Source organism: Cryptosporangium sp. NPDC048952, assembly GCF_043197895.1.
In the GTDB taxonomy this organism is placed as follows: Bacteria; Actinomycetota; Actinomycetes; order Mycobacteriales; family Cryptosporangiaceae; genus Cryptosporangium.
This window is the reverse complement of record NZ_JBICTY010000001.1, coordinates 1,466,772-1,486,660: the sequence shown is the minus strand read 5'-3', so window position 1 is coordinate 1,486,660 and position 19,889 is coordinate 1,466,772. Positions and strand designations below refer to the sequence as shown.

Here is a 19,889-nt window from a genome sequence, read left to right as displayed (position 1 = left end):
GACCATGATCGACACCGAGCATGGCCTCATGGTCACTTCGCGTCTGGCTGCGGCGTCCGGAACCACTGGGATGGTGTTCGTCGGGGGAAGCGTCGCGGTGTCGTCGCTGCTCGTCGGAAGTCCGCTCTTCACCGTGCAGGGGGTGCGGTACGCGATTGCGTGCGTGCTGCTGATCGCGTTCGCACGCATCGCCCGGCAGCGACTCGTGATGCCGCGGGGCGCGGAGTGGCTCTGGCTGTGTGGGATCGCGGTGACCGGCCTGGTCGTGTTCAACATCGCGCTCGTACAGGGTTCCCGGCACGCGGAACCGGCGGTGCTAGGGGTGGCGGTGGCGAGCGTGCCGGTCCTGATGGCGGCGATCGGTCCGCTGCTGGAAGGCTCGCGGCCGACATCGCGGGCACTGGCCGCAGCGCTCGTGGTGACCGCCGGAGCGGCCCTGGTCGAGGGGCTCGGACGTAGTGACGCCCTCGGCCTGCTGTGGGCGGTGGTGGTGTTCGCGAGCGAGGCGGCGTTCACGCTGCTGGCGGTGCCGGTGCTCGGGCGGCTCCGGCCGTGGGGGGTGTCGGTGCACACGACGTGGATCGCGGCGTGTGCGTTCCTGGCGATCGGGGTCGTGCGCGAGGGGCCGTTCGCGGCTTTCGGCCTCGGCCGGAGCGATCTCGCGGCGATCGCGTACCTGGCGGTCGCGGTGACCGCGCTGGCGTTCGTGCTCTGGTACTCGTGCGTTGCGCATCTGGGGAGCAGTCGGGCCGGGCTGCTCACCGGCATCGCGCCGGTGTCGGCGGCGCTCTGCGGGGCGGCGCTGGGCCAGCCCGTGCCGGGCGTGCTCGTGTGGGCAGGAATCGCCGTGGTCACCGCCGGCCTAGCAATCGGCCTCCCCTCCCGGTCAGGTCCCGCGCGCGGGACCAGCCCCGCCCCCGGCGCGCGCCTCGCCGCCGAGGCCCTCGCCGCCGAGGACCCCGCCACCGGGCACCTCGCCACCGGGCACCTCGCCACCGGGCACCTCGCCACCGGGAGCCTCGCCACCGGGAGCCCCACCACCGGGAGCCCCACCACCGGAAACAGCGCCGCCGGAAACAGCGGCGTCGGGGCGGATCCAGCCTCGCCGGATCCCCTCCTCGACCAGGCGACCCGTAGCCGCGCCCAGTGACGTCGAACCAGCGACCACACCCGCCTCACGCGCACGAACAGTGCGCTCGGTAGCCCCCGGCATCTGCCACGTCCCACCCCGAGCGAGCCAGTTGAGAAGCATCGGCTCGAGCCGGTCCATCGCCTTGCAGAACCGCGCCTCGGGCGTCTCCCCCGCCTCGAACTCGTCCCACAGCGCCCGGATGTACGTCGCCTGATCGTCGGGCAGCAGCGTGAACAGCTTCCCGGCCGCAGCTTCCTCCCGTTCCTGCTGACCAACGACGGCCGCAGGATCGAACACCGGACTGTCGCCCGCATAGATCTCCACCAGATCGTGGATGATCACCAGCCGCATCGCGTGCCCGACGTCGATCGGCTCGTCGGCGTACTCCGCCAGCAACAGCACCATCAGCGCGAGGTGCCACGAGTGCTCCGCGTCGTTCTCGCGCCGATCCGCCGCGGCGAGCGGCGAGGCACGCAGCACCGTCTTGAGCTGGTCGACCTCCGCGATGAACGTCAACTGCTGCTGCAGCCGCGAGTCCAAGCCGTCGGGCCAGGGATTGCGGTCGATGAGCACGGCGCCCACCCTAGTCCGACGCATTGTTCTAGTATCATTGCGAACATGTTGTTCCGAGTCGATCACTCCTCCGCGGCACCGCTGGCTGAGCAGATCGCTCGGCAGATCCGCCGCGGGGTCGTGGACGGCTCGCTCACACCGGGCGAGCGCCTCCCGCCCGCGCGCGACCTGGCCACGGCACTGCAGGTCAACATGCACACGGTGCTGCGCGCGTACGCCGCACTCCGCGACGACGGCGTGATCGAGATGCGCCAGGGCCGGGGTGCACGGGTGCGCCCGGAGGCGAGCGCCGGCCTGATTCGCGTCCGCGAGCTGGCCGATCAGCTCCTCACCGAGGCGCAGCGGCTCGGTATGACGCACGAAGAGATCGTCCGGCTGATCGGGAGGGCGTGACATGCGACGTGTCCTGGCGGCCGTGTCGATGTGGGTTCCGGCCATCGCGATCGGACTCTCCTGGCTCGCGTGGCGCGACCGGTTGCCCGAGCGGGTGGCGTCGCACTGGACCAACGCGGGCGGACCGCCCGACGACACGATGACCACCACCGCCGCGCTCGCCGGCACCGCCAGCTTTGCCATCGCCGCCGCGGTGGCCGGCGCGATCGTGGCCATTGCGGTCACGTCGAACAGTACGGTCCGCGGAGCCTTCGCGATGCTGGGCTTCGTCGGCGGCATGGCGGCCGGAGTGTGGCTGGTGCCCACCTGGCTGACGCTGCGCGCCGGCTCCCCCGACGGCGCCGTACTGGGCGGCTGGGTCACTGCACTGGTGGCCTGTTCGGCCTTCGCGGCCGTTCCCTACTTCCTGTCGACGCCCGGCGAGACGCCGAGCATGGCGGCGCCACCACAACACATCGAACTCCGGCCGGGTGAGACCGGGGCGTGGAGCCGCACGATCACCGCACCGTTGTTCGCCTGGGTGGGTATCGGGCTGCTCGCGATGGGGACCGTGCAGATCGCGATCATGCGGAGCGCCGCTGCGCTCGGTCTGACTCCCCTGCTGATCGCCGGGCTGGGGATCGCCCTGTTCGTCCGGTTGCGAGTGACAGTGGACTGGCGAGGGTTGCGGGTGGTCTCCGCCGCGCTGCACATTCCGCTGCGGCGGATCCCGCTCCAGCGGATCGCCGAGGTTGGCGCGATCCAGGTCGACCCGGCGGAGTGGGGCGGCTGGGGCTACCGGTGGAGGCCCGGTAAGACCGCGATCGTGCTGCGCAGCGGCCCAGGGCTGGCCGTCACGACGACGAGCGGCCGCCGTTTCGCGGTGACGCTCGACGACCCCGAAGAGCCCGCCGCGCTTCTCGAGACGCTCCGTTCGTCCCGCTGAACGGTCACAGGGTTGCCGCAAGCGGTCGAGCCCCGAGCGGCCGGGCTATTCGCGGGTGGCTCGGGCGTCGGCCAAGAGGCCTTCGGCCTCGGCACGGGCGGCCGGCACGTTGCGATCGGCCGGGTCGTCGAAGCGGAGTTGCCAGATCAACCCGTCCTGACCGGGCACGCGCCGAGCGAGCACCCGGACTCCCCCGCCGCTACCGAGCGCGTGGTGCTCGGTGAACGCGACGCTGCGCTCGACCCGCTCCCGCACCTGCGCGGGCAGGTCTCGCGGATCGGGCAGCCGCAACCGCCGCACCGCTCCGTCCGCGACGACGCCCGGCTCGATCTCGACGCCCGGCGTCACGACGAGCGACCCGTCGCGCCAGACCGCCTTGTGGATCTCGTGCCAGCCGAGCCGGTGCCACTCCTGATCGGTGATGCCCTTCTTCGGCGGCAACCAGAGCGCGTGCACACTCGCGACCGCGACGGCCTCCGCGGTGGTGGCCCACGCCACGACCCGGTCGGCCGAATCCAGCGGCGGCGTCACCGGCGGGGCGTCCCGGCGGAACAACCGGTCGAGCAACGTCATCTCAGAGGCCTCCGATCGCCTGTTCGCGCAGCCCGTGCAGGTACTGCTCGAGCGCGACCAGCTCACCGAAGAGCTTCATGTACTCGTCGACGGCATCCACCGGGTTCACTCGCTGCAACTTGGACTTGACCGCGACGACCCGCCGCACTGTCGCGAGCCGCTGCACCTCGTTGATCTGCGCGGAGACGTACCGCGGGTCGATCTCGCCGTCGTTGAACAGGCGCTCGACCGCCAGCTCGACGATCAGCGCCTTGCCGACCAGGTCGTCGCACGCGTCGACAAGCGCCTGCACCCACTCCGGGCCGGACGTGCCGGCCACCGCACCGCCGACCACCGCGACCGCGCGCCGCACCGACCGGTAGGCGGGGTTCGTGTACGCGTCCTCGCCGACCGCGTCGAACAGCGGCCCGGCGAGCACCGGCTCCTGCACGGCCAGTTTGATCGCCTCGCGCTCGACCATCAGCGCCCGGTCACCCGGATCGGGCCGCCCACCTGCCGGGCTCGCCGACTCGGTCTCCTCGTCAGGCGCGCTCCCCTGCCGTGGCGCACGCCCGTCCGGTCCCGCGCCACGCGCATCGGGCCCCGCACCGCGCCCGTTCGCCCCCGCGCCGCGCCCGTTCGACGACGCCGCGCCGCGTCCATTCTGCCCACCGCGCCCGGGCGCGCCACCCTGTTTCGCCGCCTCGTTCACGGCCTTGAGCACGGGCTCCAGATCCATGCCGAGGTCACCGGCGAGCTTGCGCGCGTACTCCGGCCGCATCGCCCGGTCCTTGATGCGCGCGACCAGCGGCGCGGCGGCGCGCAGCGCGGCCACCCGGCCCTCGACCGTGTCGAGGTCGTACTTCGCGAGCAGCGTCCGCAACACGAACGCGACGAGCGGTTCGCGGCGGGCCACCAGGTCGCGCACCGCGGAGTCGCCGTGCGCGAGCCGCAGGTCGCAGGGGTCCATGTTCTGCGGCGACACCGCGATGAACGTCTGCGCGACGAAGCGCTGATCGTCCTCGAACGCACGCACCGCGGCCTTCTGCCCGGCCGCGTCACCGTCGAACGTGAAGATCACCTCGCCGCGGAACTCGTCCTGGTCCATCAGGAGGCGACGCAGCACCTGGATGTGGTCGGCACCGAACGCGGTGCCGCAGGTGGCCACCGCGGTGACCACGCCCGCGAGGTGGCACGCCATCACGTCGGTGTAGCCCTCGACCACGACCGCGCGCTGCTGTTTCGCGATGTCCTTCTTCGCGTTCGCGACCCCGTAGAGCACGTGCGACTTCTTGTAGATCGGCGACTCGGGGGTGTTGAGGTACTTCGGGCCGTCGTCGCCCTCGAGCAACCGGCGGGCGCCGAACCCGATCACCTCGCCGCCGAGATCGCGGATCGGCCAGATCAGCCGCCCGCGGAACCGGTCGATCAGCGACCCGGAGCGGGCGGCCTTCGAAATGCCACCGGTGACCAGTTCCTCGTTGGTGAAACCGCGACCGCGCAGGTGCTTGGTGAGCGCGTCCCAGCCGGAGGGCGCGAACCCGCAGTCGAACTGGCGGGCAGCGTCGGGGCCGAAGCCCCGGGCGGCCAAGAACTCGCGGGCGGGCATCGCGTCCCGGGTGCCGAGCTGCTCGGCGTAGAACTCGGCGGCCGCGGTGTGCGCGGCGATCAGCCGCTGCCGCTGACCGGTGTTGCGGACCGGCGCCGGCCCGGCCTCGGTGTACGTGAGCTGGATGCCCGCGCGCGCGGCCATCCGCTCGACCGCTTCCGAGAACGTCAACATCTCGGTCTTCATGACGAAGCTCAGGACGTCGCCGCCCTCAGCACAGCCGTAACAGTAGTAGACGCCTTTGGCCGGGTTGATGTTGAAAGAGGGGGTTTTCTCGTCGTGGAACGGGCACAGCCCCTTGAACGTGCCACCGCCCGCTGGCCGCAGCGTCACCCGCTCACCCACGACGTCAACGATCGGTGAACGTTCCCGCACCAGCACGATGTCGCTGTCCCTGATCCGCCCCGCCACGGCGTCGAGTCTATGGCGAACCTCCGACAATCGGCGCCTGCCCTGGCTGGCAGAGATCTTGCGATGGTCGGCAAAGCAGCCAGTCGACCAGCAACCCTGACCCACGGCATGCTCAGCGCCATGAACATCGAGGTGCACGAACTGCTGGTCTTCCCTGGTCCCGACGGTCAGGCCGGCAACCCGCTCGGCGTCGTCCTGGAGGGCACGAGCGTCCCCGTCGCCGACCGTCAACGCATCGCGGCCGAGCTGGGCTACAGCGAGACGGTCTTCGTCGACGACGCGGCGACCGGCGCGATCGCGATCTTCACCCCTGCCATCGAGCTGCCGTTCGCCGGTCACCCGACCGTCGGCACCGCGTGGCTGCTCGCCCGCCAGAACGCCCCGGTCGACGCCCTGCGCCCGCCCGCCGGAACGGTGCCGGTGCGGTACGAGCCGGAACTGACGTGGGTCACCGCCCGCCCGGAATGGACGCCGAAGTTCGACTTCCGCCAGCTCGACAGCGCCGCCGACGTCGAGAACTACCCGCTGCCGACCGAGGGCCAGCAGTACGTCTGGGCCTGGATCGACGAAGCCGCCGGAACCGTGCGTTCCCGCTCGTTCCCGCTCGACATGGGCATCCAGGAGGACGAAGCCACCGGCGCCGCCGCGGTCGCGCTGGTCGGCACGCTCGGCCGTCGGGTCGAGATCCACCAGGGCGTCGGCTCGGTCCTCATCGCCGGCCCCACGGGCGACGGCGCCGTCGAGCTCGGTGGCCGGACCACCGCCGTACGCACGCTCGAGCTCGTCCGATGAAGGTCCTGCGGGGGTTGGTCACCCGAGTCCCGGCCGCGGAACCGGAGGAGGCGGTGGCTCGCCTGAGTGCACGGTTCCGCTTCGAAACAGACTGTGCCGACGTCGCGAGCGACCTGTCGAACGGCGTCACGGGGTTCGTCGTCGTGGACGCCCGCTCGCCGGAGAAGTACGCGGCCGGGCACGTGCCGGGAGCGCTGAACCTGCCGACCCGGACCATCACCGCGGAGAGCACCAGCACCCTCGATCGCGAGCAGATGTACATCACCTACTGCGACGGTCCGCACTGCAACGGCTCCACGAAGTCGGCCCTGCGCCTCGCCGAGTTGGGGTTCCGCGTCAAGGAAATGCTGGGCGGATTTCACTTCTGGACGCTGGACGGGCATCCGGTCGAGTTCGCCACCGAATCGGCGTGAGAAGCATCCGCGCGAGTGCCATCTGAACGCCCAGTACCAGGACCTCGGCGACCAGGCGCTCACCGCCGCGGCGGTGAGCGGGCCGTCGGGCCGTCGGGCCTAGAAGCCGGCGACCGCGTGCGGTACGTACGGCTTCTCGAGGGCGGCGATCTCGTCCGGGGTGAGTTCGAGGTCGACGGCGGCCACCGCGTCCTCGAGATGGGACAGCTTGCTCGCTCCGATGATCGGCGCGGTGATCCCCGGACGCGCCAACATCCACGCGAGCGCGACCTGCGCACGAGGAACGCCACGCTCCTCCGCGATCCGTGCCACGGCGGCGATGACCGCGCGGTCGGCGTCGAGGTCGTAGAGGCGGCTGCCGAACTCGTCGGTCTCGCTGCGCGCGGTGGTGACCTCGGGGTCACGCGTGAGGCGTCCACGCGCCAGCGGCGACCACGGGATGAGGCCGACACCCGCGTCGATGCTCAGCGGGATCATCTCCCGCTCCTCCTCGCGGTTGAGAAGGTTGTAGTGGTCCTGCATCGAGACGAACCGCGTCCAGCCGTTGCGTTCCTGGACGTGGAGGTACTTCGCGAACTGCCACGCCCACATCGAACTCGCGCCGATGTAGCGCGCCTTACCGGCTTTGACGACGTCGTGCAGCGCCTCGGCGGTCTCCTCGATCGGCGTCTGCGGATCGAACCGGTGGATCTGGTAGAGGTCGACGTAGTCGGTGCCGAGGCGGCGCAGGCTGTTGTCGATCTCGCACAGGATCGCCTTGCGGGACAGGCCCCCGCCGTTCGGACCCTCGTGCATGCGCCCGTGCACCTTGGTGGCGAGGACCACCTCGTCGCGGGTGGTGAAGTCGCGCAGCGCGCGGCCGACGATCTCCTCGCTGCTGCCGTCGCTGTAGACGTTGGCGGTGTCGAAGAAGTTGATGCCGACTTCGAGCGCCTTCTGGATGAACGGGCGGGATTCCTCTTCGGGGAGGGTCCACGCGTGGTTCCCGCGGTCGGGGTCGCCGTAGGTCATGCAGCCCAGGCAGATCCGGGAGACTTCCAGACCGGTCCTGCCGAGTCGGGCGTACTTCATCGTGGCTTCCCTCCGGTGAGATGGTCGTGCCAGGCCACTGCTGCCGGGTCGGTGAGGCTGGCGACCTGGTCGATGACGACGCGCAGGCGCGCGGCGTCGTCGGCGGCGTCTTTCCACAGCGGAGCGAACACCGGGTCGAGGGCCTCCGGGGCGCGGTGGCAGAGCGCCTCGACCAATTGGACGAGGATTTCGCGCTGCCACACATAGCGGGCGGCGGCGCCGGGCCGGTTCATGACGTACCGGAGAGCCAGTCCTTTGAGCAGCGCGCATTCGGCGCGGGCCCGGCGCGGTATCTCCAGGTCGGCCGCGTGGCCGTGGAGGGGCCCCGGGCCGGACTTCTCCCGGGTGGCGTGCACGGCGACTGCCGACAGGCGCCCCACCAGCGCGCTCGTGACCTGCTTGAGCCGCGACTGCGCGAGGTGGCTGCCGTCGTAACTCGCCAGGCCCTCCATGACCGGCTCGGCGAGGATCTCGGTCAGGACGACGCGCAGGTCCTCAGGGGACTCGGGCGAGTAATAGCGGGCCACGTCGGCGCAGAGGGCGTCGCGTTCGTCGGGGTCGGCGAGCCGTTCGACGCGTACGTGTCCGGCGTGGACGCCGTCCTCCAGGTCGTGCACGGAGTACGCGACGTCGTCGGCCCAGTCCATGATCTGGGCCTCGAGGCAGCGTTTCCCCTCGGGCGCCTCATCGCGGTACCAGCGGAAGACCGGCTCGTCGTCCGCGTAGTAGTTGAACTTGCGGTTGCCCGGCCGACGCCCCCACGGGTACTTCGTGATCGCGTCGAGCGTCGCGCGGGTGAGGTTGAGGCCGGCGCCGGGGACCTTGGCTTCGAGGCGGCTGACGACCCGCAGGGTCTGCGCATTGCCCTCGAAGCCACCGGCGAGCTCCGCGACGACGTTCAGCGCGTCCTCGCCGTTGTGCCCGAACGGCGGATGCCCCAGGTCGTGGGCGAGCCCCGCAGTGTCGACGACGTCCGGGTCGGCGCCGAGCGCGACGCCCATCTCGCGGGCGATCTGGGCGACCTCGAGCGAGTGGGTGAGGCGGGTGCGCAGGAAGTCGTCCTCCCCGACGGTGATCACCTGGGTCTTGGCGGCCAGCCGACGGAAGCCGGCGGAGTGCAGGACGCGGGCCCGGTCACGCTGGTACGGCGTGCGGCCGGTGCCTGGGTCCTTGGCCGGTTCGGCGACCAGCCGTTCGGCGGCTCTCGCGTCGTTCACCAGACGGCTCGCGCCGAGCCCGAGACCAGGATCGAATAGACGCCCGGTTTCACTTCCCAGGAGCGATGGGTGACCTCGTCGCTGATCTCGCCGTCGGTGTTCACGCGGAACACGTCGGCGCCTTCCGGCGCCTTCAGGACGACGGTGCTGCCCCGGTAGACGTGCACGTCCTCACGACGGATGTGGACGCCGTTGCGCAGCGCCAGGCCGTACTCGTAACGGTTGCGCGGACCCTGGACGTCGGCGACCACGACGTCGAGGAGGCCGTCGTCGGGCTCGGCGTTCGGAGCCAGTGGCGTACCGCCGCCGATGGAACGCCCGTTCCCGATGCCGAGCATCAGCACCGGCGTCTCGGCGTCGTGGACCTGCTTGCCGTCCACTTCGATGTCCATGTGCCAGCCCTCGCTGGTGAACCCCGCGACGAGGCCGCCGAGCGGGTAGGCCGCGACGCCGAGCGTCGGCTTCCAGCCGGTGGCCAGGCGCCCCGCTTCCGCGCCGACTCCGGCGTGCGCGGCGTTGACCAGCACTTCCCCGGTGTTGTCGACGGCGATGTCGAGCGCGCGCGGGTAACCGTCGAGGACGGTCTCGGCGGCGCCGACCGGGTCGAGCGGGATGCCCAGCGTGCGGGCCAGGTCGTTGCCGGTGCCCAGCGGGATCAGGCCGAACGGCCGCGCCGGATCGAGCTGGTGGGCGTCGTGCAGCAGTTGGACCGCCGCGTGCAGCGAACCGTCACCGCCGGCGAGCACTGTGGTGCGTTCGCGGTGGACGCGGAGGGCCGCGCCGAGGGCGTCGAGGTCGGCCGTCCGCGCCACGACGACGTCGGCGACGCGGCGGAGAACCTCGACCGCTTTGTCGACGGCGGCGAGCTCGGTACTGCCAGCACCCTCGTTGACGATCACCAGCAGCTCTTGCGGCATGGTCCGAGCCTAGGTGGCGCAGTTATCCACAGCGACTCCGGCGGGTGTCGACGTGGGGTCCGGGAGCTGTGAGGGTGGCTCGCATGAGTGCAACGGACGCCAAGCTCGCGGTCATCCGCAAGCTGCTCGCGCAGGCCGAGGACCCGGCGGCGAGCCCTGCCGAGGCCGAGACGTTCACCGCGAAGGCCGCGGAGTTGATGGCCCGGTACGGGGTCGATCGGGCGATGCTCGCCGACGGTGACGAAACCGCTGACGCGATCGCCGACCGGGAGATCCCGGTGGATCCGCCGTACGCGCGGGACAAGTTCGGGTTGTTGGCGGGGATCGCCCGGGCGCTGGGGCTGCGCGTGATCCACAAGTCGGGGTATCGGGGGCGCGGGACGAAGGCGCTGCTGTTCGGGTACTCGTCCGACATCGAACGCACCGAGATCCTGTTCACGTCGTTGCTGTTGCAGGCCGCGCGGGGGTTGCTCGCCGCGGAGGTTCCGCCCGGGGAGCACGTCGCCGCGTACCGGCGGACGTGGCTCGTGGGGTTCAGCGCGACAGTTCACCGCCGGTTGACCGAGGCGGAGGAGCGGGCCCGGGCGGAGGCCACCGGCTCGGCCGCTACGAGCGCGGCCGGGCGCTCGGCCGAGGTGGTGCTCGCCGACCGCCAGCGGATCGTCGACCAGCGGTTCACCGAGACGTTCCCCCGCCTCGGCACGATGGGCGCCCGCTACCTCAGCGGCAGCGGCCACCGCGACGGCGCCGCCGCCGGCCACCGAGCCGACCTGGGCGGCCCCTCCCTCCGCACCCGCCGCGGCACCCTAGGCCGCTGACCCACAGACGCGCAGGCCACCGACGCACCGACGCACGGCCCGCAGGCGCACGGCCCGCACCCGCGGAGGCGCACAGGCCGCGGGCGCGGAGCCGCGCACGCCGCGGGCGCGGAGGCGCGCACGCCGCGGGCGCGGGCCGCACGCGCGGAGGCGCACAGGCCGCGGGCGCGGAGGCGCGAACGCCGCGGGCGCAGAGGCGCGCACGCCGCGGGCGCGGGCCGCACGCGCCAAGGCAGGCGCGGACACGCGCAGAGCGCAGGCCGCACGCGCGGAGGCGCACAGCCGCACGCGCGCAGGCGGGAGGCAGGCGCGCGGGCGACAGGCGGCGCTTGTGGCTCGGTGGCGCGCCGTGGGGACGAGGAGTGCGCGAAACGCTAGTCAAACGTTTGCTCTTGTGAGGGACGAAACACGCTGCTAACGTGCCGGTCAACCGATTGACCTGGAGGTTACGTGGCTATCGCCATCGATCTCACCGGACGCCGCGCGCTGGTAACCGGCGCCGCCGGCGGCCTCGGTCTGGCGTGTGCCGAAACCCTGCTGCAGGCCGGTGCACGAGTGGCCCTCAGCGACCTCCCCGGATCCCGGCTGGACACCGCCGCCGAGGCCCTGGCCGCGAAGCACGGCGCGGAGAACGTGCTCAAGGCGCCGGCGGAACTCACCGCCGAGAACGCGCCCGCTGCCCTGGTGGCAACGGTCGCCAACGAACTGCAGGGCCTCGACACGCTGGTCAACTGCGCCGGCATCATGGAGACCGTTCCGCTGCCCGACGTCACCGAGGCCGCCTGGCGCCGGATCATCGACGTCAACCTCACGTCGACCTTCCTGCTGACGCAGGCCGCCGCCGCGTCGATGAACCGCGGCGCGATCGTGACGCTGGCGAGCGTCGCCGGCCGGTCCGGGCGCCCGAACGCGGTGCACTACGCGGCGAGCAAAGCCGCGCTCCTGAGCCTCACGAAGTCCGCCGCTCTCGCCTACGGGCCGACCATCCGGGTCAACGCGGTGTGCCCCGGCGTCTTCCTGACGCCGATGTGGGACGAGATCATCGCCGACCGCGCCCGGCAGTTCGGCGCCGGTGCGGGCGAGGAGTACCTGGCCCAGGTGAAGTCAGCCTGCGCCCTGGGCCGCGACGGTGACCCCGCCGAGCTCGCCGCGGTCGTGTTGTTCCTGGTGAGTGATCTTGCCTCGTTCGTGACCGGCCAGGCGGTCAACGTCGACGGCGGACTGGAGATGGACTGATGAGCGCCCCCGCATTCGATGGCACCCCGGTGCCAGCACAGTTGAACGGACGGGCGGCGACCCCATCCTCCGGGGCACGACCGGGGCCGTTCCGGCTGCTGACCGCGCTCTACGCCGACACCGCGATGGCGGAGATCTTCGGCGAGGCCGCCACGATCGACGGCTGGCTGCGCGCCGAGCTCGCGCTCACCCGCGCGGAAGCCCAGGTCGGCGTCGTCACCACGGCCGACGCCGACGCGCTCGCCGCGATCAGTACCACCGACCGCATCGACCGCGACCTGCTCTGGGAGCAGGCCCGCAACGTCGGCTACCCGGTGCTCCCGCTGGTGCGTCAGCTCTCCGGGCAGCTCCCGGAGGGCCCCGACGGCCACATCCACTGGGGCGCCACCACGCAGGACGTCATGGACACCGGCCTGGTGCTCCAGCTCGTCGCCGCCGGCGACCGGATGATCGAGGTCATCACCGAGTTCGGCGACGCGCTGGCCGTCCAGACCAAGAAGCACACGAACACCGTCACGGCCGCACGCACCCACGCCCAGCAGGCGGTCCCCACCACCTTCGGCACGAAGCTCGCGGTCTACCTCGCCCAGGTCGCCCGCGACCTCCACCGCGTCCAACGGGCGCGCGAGGAGGTCCGCACGCTCTCCCTCTACGGCGCCGGCGGCACCTCCGCCGCCCTCGGACAGGACGCCGCCGAGGTCCGCCGCCGCATGGCCGAAGAGCTCCACCTCCAGGTCGACGACGTCCCCTGGCACGTCGCCCGCGACCGCCTCGTCGAGTTCGGCGGCGCGCTGGCCCTCGCCGCCGGTACCGCGGGCCGCATCGCCCGCGAGGTCGTCGACCTGTCCCGCACCGAGATCGGCGAGCTCAAGGAAGCCGACGGTCACCACCGCGGCGCGTCCTCGACGATGCCGCAGAAGGCGAACCCGATCTCGTCCGAGGCGATCCTCGGGTTCAGCAGCTTCGCGGCGACGCTCCTCCCGGCCCTGCACCGCGCGCTGGAGGCGGGCCACGAACGGGCCGCCGGCGAGTGGCAGATCGAGTGGCTCGTCTTGCCCGAGCTCGCCTGCTCGGCGGCGTCCGCGGTGGCGCTGGCCGCCGAGATCGTCCGCGACCTGCGTGTCTTCGAGGACGTCATGCGCGCGAACCTCGACGCGGACGGTGGGCTGGTGCTCGCCGAGGCGTACATGTTCAAGCTGGCGCCGCAGCTCGGCCGGGAGCACGCCCACGACGTCGTGTACGACGCTGCCCGCGCGGCCCGCCAGAACGGCAAGACGCTGCAGAACGCCGTCGCCGACATCGCCGCGACCGACCCGGCCGTGAAGGCCGCCACGAAGACCCCGATCACTCCCGAGCACTATCTCGGTGAAAACGAGCGGATCTGCGACGCCGCACTCACCCAGTGGGCGAACGCGAAGGAGAACCAGTGAACTCTTTTCAACCTCACGCATCCCCGCAGGCTGGGCAGTCATCGCAGAGGTCGGTCGAAAAGAATTCAATGAGCACCCTGCTAGCTGATCTCCACCAGATGTGGCGAATCCGCCTGCTGGAGGAGAAGGTCCGCGAGCTCCGCGCGAGCAACGACATCGTGGGCTCGGTGCACCTGTCGATCGGCCAGGAGGCCGGCCCGGTCGGCGCCTGCTCCGTCCTCGGCGACGACGACGCCCTGTTCGCCACCTATCGCGGCCACAACTGGGCCGTCGCGCGTGGCGTCCCCGTGGAAGGCATTCTGGCCGAGTTGCTGGGGCGCGCCACCGGAGTGAACGGCGGACGTGGCGGCTCGGCGTACTTCTCCGACTTCGCGCACGGTTTCCACGGCGAGAACTCGATCGTCGGCGCGGGAGCGCCGCTCGCGGTCGGCGCCGCGCTGGCCGGTAAGTACGACGGCACGAACCGCATCGCGCTGACGGTGTTCGGCGACGGGGCGATGAACCAGGGCGCCGTGCACGAATCGATGAACTTCGCGGCCGCGCTCGATCTGCCGGTGATCTTCATCTGCGAGAACAACAGCTGGTCGGAGCTGACGCCGATCGACGAGATGGTGCGCAACCCGATCCTCGCGGAGCGGGCCCGGGCGTACGGCATCCTCGGCGAGCGGATCGACGGCAACGACCCGGCGGTCGTCCGGGAACGGGTCGGCGACGCGATCGAGGCCGCGCGCGAGGGCGGCGGCCCCGCCCTGCTGGAACTGATGACGCAGCGCCTGGTCGGCCACTACATCGGCGACCCCGAGCAGTACCGCCGCCCCGGCGAGCTGGAAGCAGCCGCGGAGGTCGAGCCGATCGCGGCGGCCACGCGCGAACTCAAAAAGCAGGGCGTCAGCAGCTCCGAGATCGATGACGCGGAAAGCAAAGCCCGCGACGAGATCGAGAAGGCCGCCGAAGCCGCCCTCAAGGCCCCGCTCGCCGATCCCGCCACGGTCAAGGAGCACCTGTATGCGTAAGTTGAGCTACGCCGAGGCCGTGAACGCGGCGCTCCGCCGCTGCCTGGAGGAGATCCCTGAGACCCTCCTCTACGGCGAGGACGTCGGCAAGCCCGGTGGCGTGCACGGCGTCTCGAAGGGCCTGCACAAGGCGATCGGCGACCGGGTGTTCGACACCCCGATCTCCGAGTCGGCGATCCTCGGCTCGGCCGTCGGTGCCGCGATGTTCGGTCGCCGGCCGATCGTCGAGATCATGTGGTCGGACTTCTTCCTGGTCGCGCTCGACCAGGTCGTCAATCAGGCAGCGAATGTTCGTTACGTGTCGAACGGGCAAACCACAGCCCCGCTGACGATCCGTACCCAGCAGGGCAACTCCCCCGGCGCGTGTGCCCAGCACTCGCAGAACCTGGAGGCGTTTTTCCTGCACACACCCGGTATCCGGGTGTGCATGCCGAGTACACCGCAGGACGCGTACGACCTGACGCTCTCCGCGGTGCACTGCGACGACCCGACGATCGTCATCGAGAACCGGACGCTGTACCACGGGGCGAAGGCCGAAGTCGATGTCGACGGACCGGTGCAGCCGATCGGCGGCCTCCGGAAGCGTCAGGACGGCGACGCGGTCACGGTCGTCACCTGGGGCGCGATCACCCGCCGGGTGGAGGAAGCGGCTCGCGAGAGCGACGCCGAGGTCCTCGAGACCGTCTGGCTCAACCCCTTCCCGTGGGACGAGGTGATCGCGTCGGTGCGCCGCACCGGCCGGCTCGCGGTCGTCCACGAGGCGAACCGCACCGGTGGCTTCGGCGCCGAGGTGGTTGCCCGCGTCGTCGAGCAGGGTGTCCGGCTGTACGCACCGCCGGTCCGGATCGCCGTGCCCGACATGCGCCTGCCCGCCGCGCCAGTGCTCGCGAACGCCCTGATTCCCGACGTCCAGGGCATCGCCACCGCGATCGGCGAGTTGGCGAAGCGCGGCTGAGGCCGTGAAGTCAAACGTTTGACTGAATGTCTCCCAACCCCTGAAAATCCCGGAAGACAAGAAAGGACCCCAGATGCGACGAGGCCTGGGCCTGAAGAGACCCATTACTTACGTGGCCCTCGCGGGAGCGGTGGCCCTGGCTCTCGCTGGCTGTGCCAGCGAGCCGGAGAACACCGCGTCGAGCGGCTCGAAGAGCGACGGCTGCCGGATCGCGATCGACAACGGCTCCGGCACCGGGTTCCCGTTCCCGAACGCCGGCGCGCAGGGCATCGAAGAGGCCGCGAAGAGCATCGGCTGCGAGATCATCGCGAACCTGGACGGCAAGAACGACGTCCAGACCGAGGCGGCCAACGTCCAGAACATCATCGCGCAGAAGCCCGACGGCGTCGTGATGATCCCGGCGAACGCGGCGGAGGCGGCGAAGTTCGTCGACCAGTTCACCGCGGCCGGCATCAAGGTCGTCAGCTACCACAGCATCATCGGCGCCGACCGCAAGATCGACGACGTCTACCCGAAGCTGTCCGCGCTGGTCATCGAGGACGAGACCGGCGCCGGTGAGCAGACCGGCCAGGCGATGCTGAAGGCGCTGCCCAACGGTGGCAACGTCGCGGTGATCATCGGCGCCCCCGGGTACGCCGAGAACACGCTGCGGGTGGAGAAGTTCAAGACGGCGACCGCCGGCAAGTTCACCGTCGTCGCCGAGCAGCCCGGCGGCTGGGTCGCCGACCAGGGCCAGTCGGCCTGCGCCAGCATCCTCAACGCCCACCCGGACCTCGTCGGCATCTACGCGATCTCCGACGACATGGGTGTGGGCTGCCAGAAGGCGGTCGCGGCGGCCAAGTCCAAGGCGCTGGTCTTCGGTGTCGGTGGCTCGAAGCTCGGCGTGGAAGCCATCAAGGACGGCGGCCTGACCGGCACGATCTGCTACAAGCCGGTCGACGGTGGCAAGAAGGCCGCCGAGGAGCTGAAGAAGGCGATCCAGGACGAGAACTACGGCACCGCCAAGCTCGTCTTCTACGACACCCCGTCGATCGACAAGTCCAACGTCGCTGACTGCGACCCGCAGTGGTGAGCTGACACAACTATGGGTGACCCAACCACGCCGCTGCTCGCGGTACAAAATGTCTCCAAGCGGTTCCCGAACGGGACGGTTGCGCTGCGGGACGTCGACCTCACGATTGCTCGTGGCTCCATCCACGGGCTCGTGGGCGCCAACGGCGCGGGCAAGTCCACCCTGTTCAAGATCATCGCGGGCGCTCACGAACCGAGCGCGGGCGAGCTGATCTGGCAAGGCACGAAGGTTGACTGGTCGACTCCGGCGGCTCCCCGCGCCGCCGGAGTGGCCACGATGTATCAGCACATTCCGCTGGTGCCGACGCTGTCCGTGCTCGAGAACGTGTTCCTCGGCGAGATGTCGGGCCTGTTCCGGCGCGGACGGCTGCTCGCGCAGTACGACGCGCTCTGCGAGCGGTTCGGGTACCGCCCCGATCCGAACGCCCTGGTCGGCGACCTGCCGATCGGTGAGCGTCAGATGGTCGCGGTCGCGCAGGCGCTGGCCGCCGGCGCGACCCTCATCTGCATGGACGAGCCGACGGCCTCGATGGCGTCGGCCGAGGTCGAGCTGCTGTTCCGGGCCGTCAACCGGCTCCGGGAGTCCGAGGGCACCTCTTTCGTCTTCTGCTCGCACTTCCTCGACCAGGTCCTGGAGCTCACCGACGAGGTGTCGGTGCTCCGGGACGGTCGGATGGTGTTCACCGGGCCGACGTCGTCGCTGGACGAAGAGAAGCTGGTCGACCTGATGGTCGGCCGGAAGCTCTCGGCGATGGAGGACACGCGGATGGCGCCGGTGGCGGCGGACGCCCCGCCGGTGCTCGAGGCGATCCGGTTGAACTCCCCCAGCGGTGTCGACGACGTGTCGATCACCGTGCGGGCCGGCGAGGTCATCGGCCTGGCCGGGATGCTCGGCTCGGGCCGGTCGGAGATCCTCGAAGCGATCTTCGGGGCCGACGAGCGGTGCTCCGGAACCGTGAAGATCCACGGCAGGAACGTGGGGAAGCGCGTCGACCAGCGGGTTCGTGCCGGCCTGGCGCTCGTACCCGAGGACCGTAACCGGCAAGGGCTGGTGAGCGGCTGGGAGATCTGGCGCAACACCACGCTGCCGGACGTCCAAAAACTCAGTAAAAGGCGGATGCTTCCCGACGCGGAAGCCGAGCACGCACGTGCGGACCGTGCCGTGGCGGACCTGAAGGTGCGCACGCCGTCGGTCACCACGCCGGTGAGTTCACTCTCGGGTGGTAACGCGCAGAAGGTCGTGTTCGCCAAGTGGATGTACGGCGACGCGTGCGCGTACCTGCTCGACGAGCCGACGGTCGGCGTCGACGTGGGCGCCAAGGCCGACATCCTCGAGCTGGTCCGGGGATTCGCCCGGGCCGGCAACGCGGTGGTGATCGTCTCCTCGGAGTTCGAGGAACTGCTCGCCGTCGCCCAACGCATCCTGGTCGTCCGCGGCGGACGGATCGTCGCCGAGCGGAACACGCAGGACACCGATGAAGCCGAGCTGCTCGCGCTCTCGAGCGGTTTGGGCACCAACGAAGGACGGAACGGATGAGCACTGTCAAGGAAAGGCTTGCGCCGTTCCGGCTCCAGCGCGCGGGCGTGGTGTACGCGTTCGCGCTGATCCTGGTGGTTTTCACCTCGGCCGCGGCCGGCACCGGTCGGCCGTTCTACCTTTCGGCGCTGAACAGCGCGAACATCCTGGACCAGACCGCGCAGGTCGGCATCCTCGCGGTGTTCATGACGATCTGCCTGATCAGCGGCAACTTCGACCTGTCGATCGGGGCCACCGGGGCGTTGGCCGCCGGGGTGACGCTGACGGTGCTGAACAGCGGCTTGGGCGTGGGAATAGCGCTGCTGCTCGGGTTGCTGACCGGCGTCGCGATGGGCGCGTTCAACGGTGTGTTCGTGCAGTACGTGGGCGTGAACGCGTTCATCGTCACGCTGGGGACGATGACCGGCATCCGCGGGTTGCTGTTCATCCTCACCGACGGGCGGTCGATCCAGACCACCGAGACCGGCCTCGCTGACCTGCTGACCGGCGACTGGCCGGTGAACCTCAAGATCTGGGCCGCAGTGGTCGGGTGCGCGTTCGTCGGGGTCGGGGTGTGGTCCATTCGCCGGGAGAAGGCCGGTCGGGTCACCGACGGGCAGGGGTACTGGTACGTGTTCGCCGGTGCGCTGCTGGCCGCGGTGTCGATCGTGTTCTTCCCGACGTACTGGGCGCTGTCGAAGCAGGTCTGGATCTTCCTGGTGATCGTCCTGGCCGCCTGGGCGGTCTTGAAGTTCACCGTGGTGGGGCGGCGGCTGTACGCGGTCGGCGGCAACGTGGAGGCGGCGCGCCTGTCGGGTATCCGGGTGGCGCGGTACAAGGTGATGCCGTTCGTGCTGAACGGGCTGTTCGCGGCGCTGGTCGGCATCCTGTACGCGTCGCGGTTCTCGGCGATCAACCCGCAGGCGTTGACCGGCATCGAGCTCACGGTGCTGGCCGCGGCGATCCTCGGTGGAACGTCGCTGTTCGGCGGCGCGGGCAACGTGCTGAAGTCGGTGATCGGTGCGCTGATCCTGTTCGTGCTGGCCAACGGGTTCGGCGTGCTGAACCTCGGCGCGAACTACCAGGACCTGATCAAGGGCGTCGTGATCATCGGCGCGGCCACGATCTACGTCCTCGCCGAGAAGCGCGGCGGCCGCAAGAAACTCACCGCCTCCGACGTCCCCGCCGTCACTCCGGCTTCCGGCCCCGCCGAGGCGGCTGGCACCGGAATTGTGGATGTGGCCTCGCCGGCCGCGGCCCGCGCTGGGTCCGGCTCGGTCACGGTGGCGTCCGCCGAGTCGAACAACACCGATGCGGACGCGACGAGCGCGGGCGGCGCGGGCGCGTCGGGGTCGGCGGCTCGCTCGTGAGTGGGTTGACGGGGCTGTGGCACTTCTCGTTCACGGTGTCGGACATGGATGTGTCGATCCGGTTCTACCGGGACCTGCTGGGCATGGTGCTGGTGCACGAGCAGCGGCAGGACAACGAGTACACGCGTCGCCTCGTGGGGTACGCCGACGCTTCGCTCCGCGTGGCGCAGCTCGCGGTGTCGCCGGCGTCGTCGACGAACTCGTCGCACGATCTGGAGTTGGTGCAGTACCTGTCGCCGGCGGCCGAGCCGACCGACCCCGAGCGGAAGCGCGCGGGTGCGGCGCATCTGGCGTTCACGACCGATGACGCGCTGGGCACGTACGAGCGGCTCAGTGCCGCGGGGGTCGAGTTCATCTCGCCGCCGAACGAGATCACGGCGGGGGTGAACAAGGGCGGATACACCTGCTACTTCTTCGACCCGGACCGGGTGACGCTCGAGTTGGTGCAGCCCCCTACGCGCTGACGCCCCCCGTG

General features: G+C 70.7%; 19 protein-coding genes and 1 pseudogene. 14 read left to right on the top strand and 6 right to left on the bottom strand.

Annotated elements, in window-relative coordinates; all coding sequences use genetic code 11:
* Nucleotides 1-28 precede the first annotated feature (28 nt).
* The gene (locus ACGFY5_RS07015) at nt 29-1,150 is read left to right on the top strand and encodes a DMT family transporter (RefSeq protein WP_392718161.1); all 1,122 of its coding nucleotides are present in this window, start codon (nt 29-31) and stop codon (nt 1,148-1,150) included.
* 36 nt (nt 1,151-1,186) lie between these two features.
* Here ACGFY5_RS07015 and ACGFY5_RS07010 read toward each other — a convergent pair.
* Nucleotides 1,187-1,729 (bottom strand): annotated as a pseudogene (locus ACGFY5_RS07010) (HD family hydrolase); the annotation flags it as partial.
* Nucleotides 1,730-1,750: 21 nt separating this feature from the next.
* On the opposite strand from ACGFY5_RS07010, the gene ACGFY5_RS07005 reads away from it, so the two are divergent.
* Nucleotides 1,751-2,098, top strand: a complete 348-nt coding sequence (locus ACGFY5_RS07005) for a GntR family transcriptional regulator (RefSeq protein ID WP_392718159.1) — start codon at nt 1,751-1,753, stop codon at nt 2,096-2,098.
* A gap of 1 nt (nt 2,099) precedes the next feature.
* Nucleotides 2,100-3,023 (top strand): hypothetical protein, encoded by a 924-nt coding sequence (locus tag ACGFY5_RS07000; protein ID WP_392718157.1) that lies wholly within the window; start codon nt 2,100-2,102, stop codon nt 3,021-3,023.
* Nucleotides 3,024-3,068: 45 nt separating this feature from the next.
* Here ACGFY5_RS07000 and ACGFY5_RS06995 read toward each other — a convergent pair whose 3' ends face one another.
* Together ACGFY5_RS06995 and dnaG are read right to left on the bottom strand one after the other, a co-directional pair.
* On the bottom strand, nt 3,069-3,596 hold the full coding sequence (locus ACGFY5_RS06995; RefSeq protein ID WP_392718155.1) for a hypothetical protein: 528 nt from the start codon (nt 3,594-3,596) through the stop codon (nt 3,069-3,071).
* Nucleotide 3,597: 1 nt separating this feature from the next.
* The gene (dnaG, locus tag ACGFY5_RS06990) at nt 3,598-5,595 is read right to left on the bottom strand and encodes a DNA primase (RefSeq protein WP_392718153.1); all 1,998 of its coding nucleotides are present in this window, start codon (nt 5,593-5,595) and stop codon (nt 3,598-3,600) included.
* 120 nt (nt 5,596-5,715) lie between these two features.
* On the opposite strand from dnaG, the gene ACGFY5_RS06985 reads away from it, so the two are divergent.
* Both ACGFY5_RS06985 and ACGFY5_RS06980 read left to right on the top strand, forming a co-directional pair.
* Nucleotides 5,716-6,387 (top strand): PhzF family phenazine biosynthesis protein, encoded by a 672-nt coding sequence (locus ACGFY5_RS06985; RefSeq protein WP_392718151.1) that lies wholly within the window; start codon nt 5,716-5,718, stop codon nt 6,385-6,387.
* Nucleotides 6,384-6,800, top strand: a complete 417-nt coding sequence (locus ACGFY5_RS06980; protein ID WP_392718149.1) for a rhodanese-like domain-containing protein — start codon at nt 6,384-6,386, stop codon at nt 6,798-6,800. Before ACGFY5_RS06985 ends, ACGFY5_RS06980 begins: the two co-directional genes overlap by 4 nt.
* A gap of 99 nt (nt 6,801-6,899) precedes the next feature.
* Here the strand turns inward: ACGFY5_RS06980 and ACGFY5_RS06975 are convergent, their stop codons facing one another.
* The 3 genes from ACGFY5_RS06975 to ACGFY5_RS06965 are packed head-to-tail and all read right to left on the bottom strand — an operon-like array spanning nt 6,900 to nt 10,005.
* Nucleotides 6,900-7,871, bottom strand: a complete 972-nt coding sequence (locus tag ACGFY5_RS06975) for an aldo/keto reductase (protein WP_392718147.1) — start codon at nt 7,869-7,871, stop codon at nt 6,900-6,902.
* Nucleotides 7,868-9,088 (bottom strand): deoxyguanosinetriphosphate triphosphohydrolase, encoded by a 1,221-nt coding sequence (locus ACGFY5_RS06970; protein ID WP_392718146.1) that lies wholly within the window; start codon nt 9,086-9,088, stop codon nt 7,868-7,870. Before ACGFY5_RS06970 ends, ACGFY5_RS06975 begins: the two co-directional genes overlap by 4 nt.
* Nucleotides 9,085-10,005 (bottom strand): diacylglycerol/lipid kinase family protein, encoded by a 921-nt coding sequence (locus ACGFY5_RS06965; RefSeq protein ID WP_392718144.1) that lies wholly within the window; start codon nt 10,003-10,005, stop codon nt 9,085-9,087. Before ACGFY5_RS06965 ends, ACGFY5_RS06970 begins: the two co-directional genes overlap by 4 nt.
* 83 nt (nt 10,006-10,088) lie before the next feature.
* Between ACGFY5_RS06965 and ACGFY5_RS06960 the strand changes: the two genes are divergently transcribed.
* The 9 genes from ACGFY5_RS06960 to ACGFY5_RS06920 all read left to right on the top strand — a co-directional run bounded on the left by ACGFY5_RS06960 (nt 10,089) and on the right by ACGFY5_RS06920 (nt 19,878).
* A complete protein-coding gene (locus tag ACGFY5_RS06960) occupies nt 10,089-10,823 on the top strand; it encodes a DUF2786 domain-containing protein (RefSeq protein WP_392718142.1) in 735 nt (244 codons plus the stop codon).
* Nucleotides 10,824-11,273: 450 nt separating this feature from the next.
* Complete coding sequence (locus ACGFY5_RS06955) at nt 11,274-12,059, top strand: SDR family NAD(P)-dependent oxidoreductase (RefSeq protein WP_392718140.1); 786 nt, start codon at nt 11,274-11,276, stop codon at nt 12,057-12,059.
* Nucleotides 12,059-13,489, top strand: coding sequence for a lyase family protein (locus ACGFY5_RS06950; protein ID WP_392718138.1), 1,431 nt, complete (start codon nt 12,059-12,061; stop codon nt 13,487-13,489). The genes ACGFY5_RS06955 and ACGFY5_RS06950 overlap by 1 nt, the downstream gene beginning before the upstream one ends.
* A gap of 68 nt (nt 13,490-13,557) precedes the next feature.
* The gene (locus ACGFY5_RS06945) at nt 13,558-14,502 is read left to right on the top strand and encodes a thiamine pyrophosphate-dependent dehydrogenase E1 component subunit alpha (RefSeq protein WP_392718136.1); all 945 of its coding nucleotides are present in this window, start codon (nt 13,558-13,560) and stop codon (nt 14,500-14,502) included.
* Nucleotides 14,495-15,457, top strand: coding sequence for an alpha-ketoacid dehydrogenase subunit beta (locus ACGFY5_RS06940; protein WP_392718134.1), 963 nt, complete (start codon nt 14,495-14,497; stop codon nt 15,455-15,457). Before ACGFY5_RS06945 ends, ACGFY5_RS06940 begins: the two co-directional genes overlap by 8 nt.
* A 73-nt stretch (nt 15,458-15,530) precedes the next feature.
* Nucleotides 15,531-16,529, top strand: a complete 999-nt coding sequence (locus ACGFY5_RS06935) for a sugar ABC transporter substrate-binding protein (RefSeq protein WP_392718133.1) — start codon at nt 15,531-15,533, stop codon at nt 16,527-16,529.
* 12 nt (nt 16,530-16,541) lie between these two features.
* Complete coding sequence (locus ACGFY5_RS06930) at nt 16,542-18,065, top strand: sugar ABC transporter ATP-binding protein (protein WP_392718131.1); 1,524 nt, start codon at nt 16,542-16,544, stop codon at nt 18,063-18,065.
* The gene (locus ACGFY5_RS06925; RefSeq protein ID WP_392718129.1) at nt 18,062-19,414 is read left to right on the top strand and encodes an ABC transporter permease; all 1,353 of its coding nucleotides are present in this window, start codon (nt 18,062-18,064) and stop codon (nt 19,412-19,414) included. Before ACGFY5_RS06930 ends, ACGFY5_RS06925 begins: the two co-directional genes overlap by 4 nt.
* Nucleotides 19,411-19,878 (top strand): VOC family protein, encoded by a 468-nt coding sequence (locus ACGFY5_RS06920; protein ID WP_392718127.1) that lies wholly within the window; start codon nt 19,411-19,413, stop codon nt 19,876-19,878. Before ACGFY5_RS06925 ends, ACGFY5_RS06920 begins: the two co-directional genes overlap by 4 nt.
* The last annotated feature ends 11 nt before the right edge of the window (nt 19,879-19,889 follow it).

Coding starts and splice junctions, on each gene's coding strand:
- ACGFY5_RS06965 (WP_392718144.1), bottom strand. CDS start 10,005: ATGCCGCAAGAGCTGCTGGTGATCGTCAACGAGGGTGCTGGCAGTACC.
- ACGFY5_RS06925 (WP_392718129.1), top strand. CDS start 18,062: ATGAGCACTGTCAAGGAAAGGCTTGCGCCGTTCCGGCTCCAGCGCGCG.
- ACGFY5_RS06940 (WP_392718134.1), top strand. CDS start 14,495: ATGCGTAAGTTGAGCTACGCCGAGGCCGTGAACGCGGCGCTCCGCCGC.
- ACGFY5_RS06930 (WP_392718131.1), top strand. CDS start 16,542: ATGGGTGACCCAACCACGCCGCTGCTCGCGGTACAAAATGTCTCCAAG.
- ACGFY5_RS06960 (WP_392718142.1), top strand. CDS start 10,089: ATGAGTGCAACGGACGCCAAGCTCGCGGTCATCCGCAAGCTGCTCGCG.
- ACGFY5_RS06985 (WP_392718151.1), top strand. CDS start 5,716: ATGAACATCGAGGTGCACGAACTGCTGGTCTTCCCTGGTCCCGACGGT.
- ACGFY5_RS07005 (WP_392718159.1), top strand. CDS start 1,751: ATGTTGTTCCGAGTCGATCACTCCTCCGCGGCACCGCTGGCTGAGCAG.
- ACGFY5_RS06980 (WP_392718149.1), top strand. CDS start 6,384: ATGAAGGTCCTGCGGGGGTTGGTCACCCGAGTCCCGGCCGCGGAACCG.
- ACGFY5_RS06950 (WP_392718138.1), top strand. CDS start 12,059: ATGAGCGCCCCCGCATTCGATGGCACCCCGGTGCCAGCACAGTTGAAC.
- ACGFY5_RS06935 (WP_392718133.1), top strand. CDS start 15,531: ATGCGACGAGGCCTGGGCCTGAAGAGACCCATTACTTACGTGGCCCTC.
- ACGFY5_RS06945 (WP_392718136.1), top strand. CDS start 13,558: ATGAGCACCCTGCTAGCTGATCTCCACCAGATGTGGCGAATCCGCCTG.
- ACGFY5_RS06975 (WP_392718147.1), bottom strand. CDS start 7,871: ATGAAGTACGCCCGACTCGGCAGGACCGGTCTGGAAGTCTCCCGGATC.
- ACGFY5_RS07015 (WP_392718161.1), top strand. CDS start 29: ATGGTCACTTCGCGTCTGGCTGCGGCGTCCGGAACCACTGGGATGGTG.
- ACGFY5_RS06995 (WP_392718155.1), bottom strand. CDS start 3,596: ATGACGTTGCTCGACCGGTTGTTCCGCCGGGACGCCCCGCCGGTGACG.
- ACGFY5_RS07000 (WP_392718157.1), top strand. CDS start 2,100: ATGCGACGTGTCCTGGCGGCCGTGTCGATGTGGGTTCCGGCCATCGCG.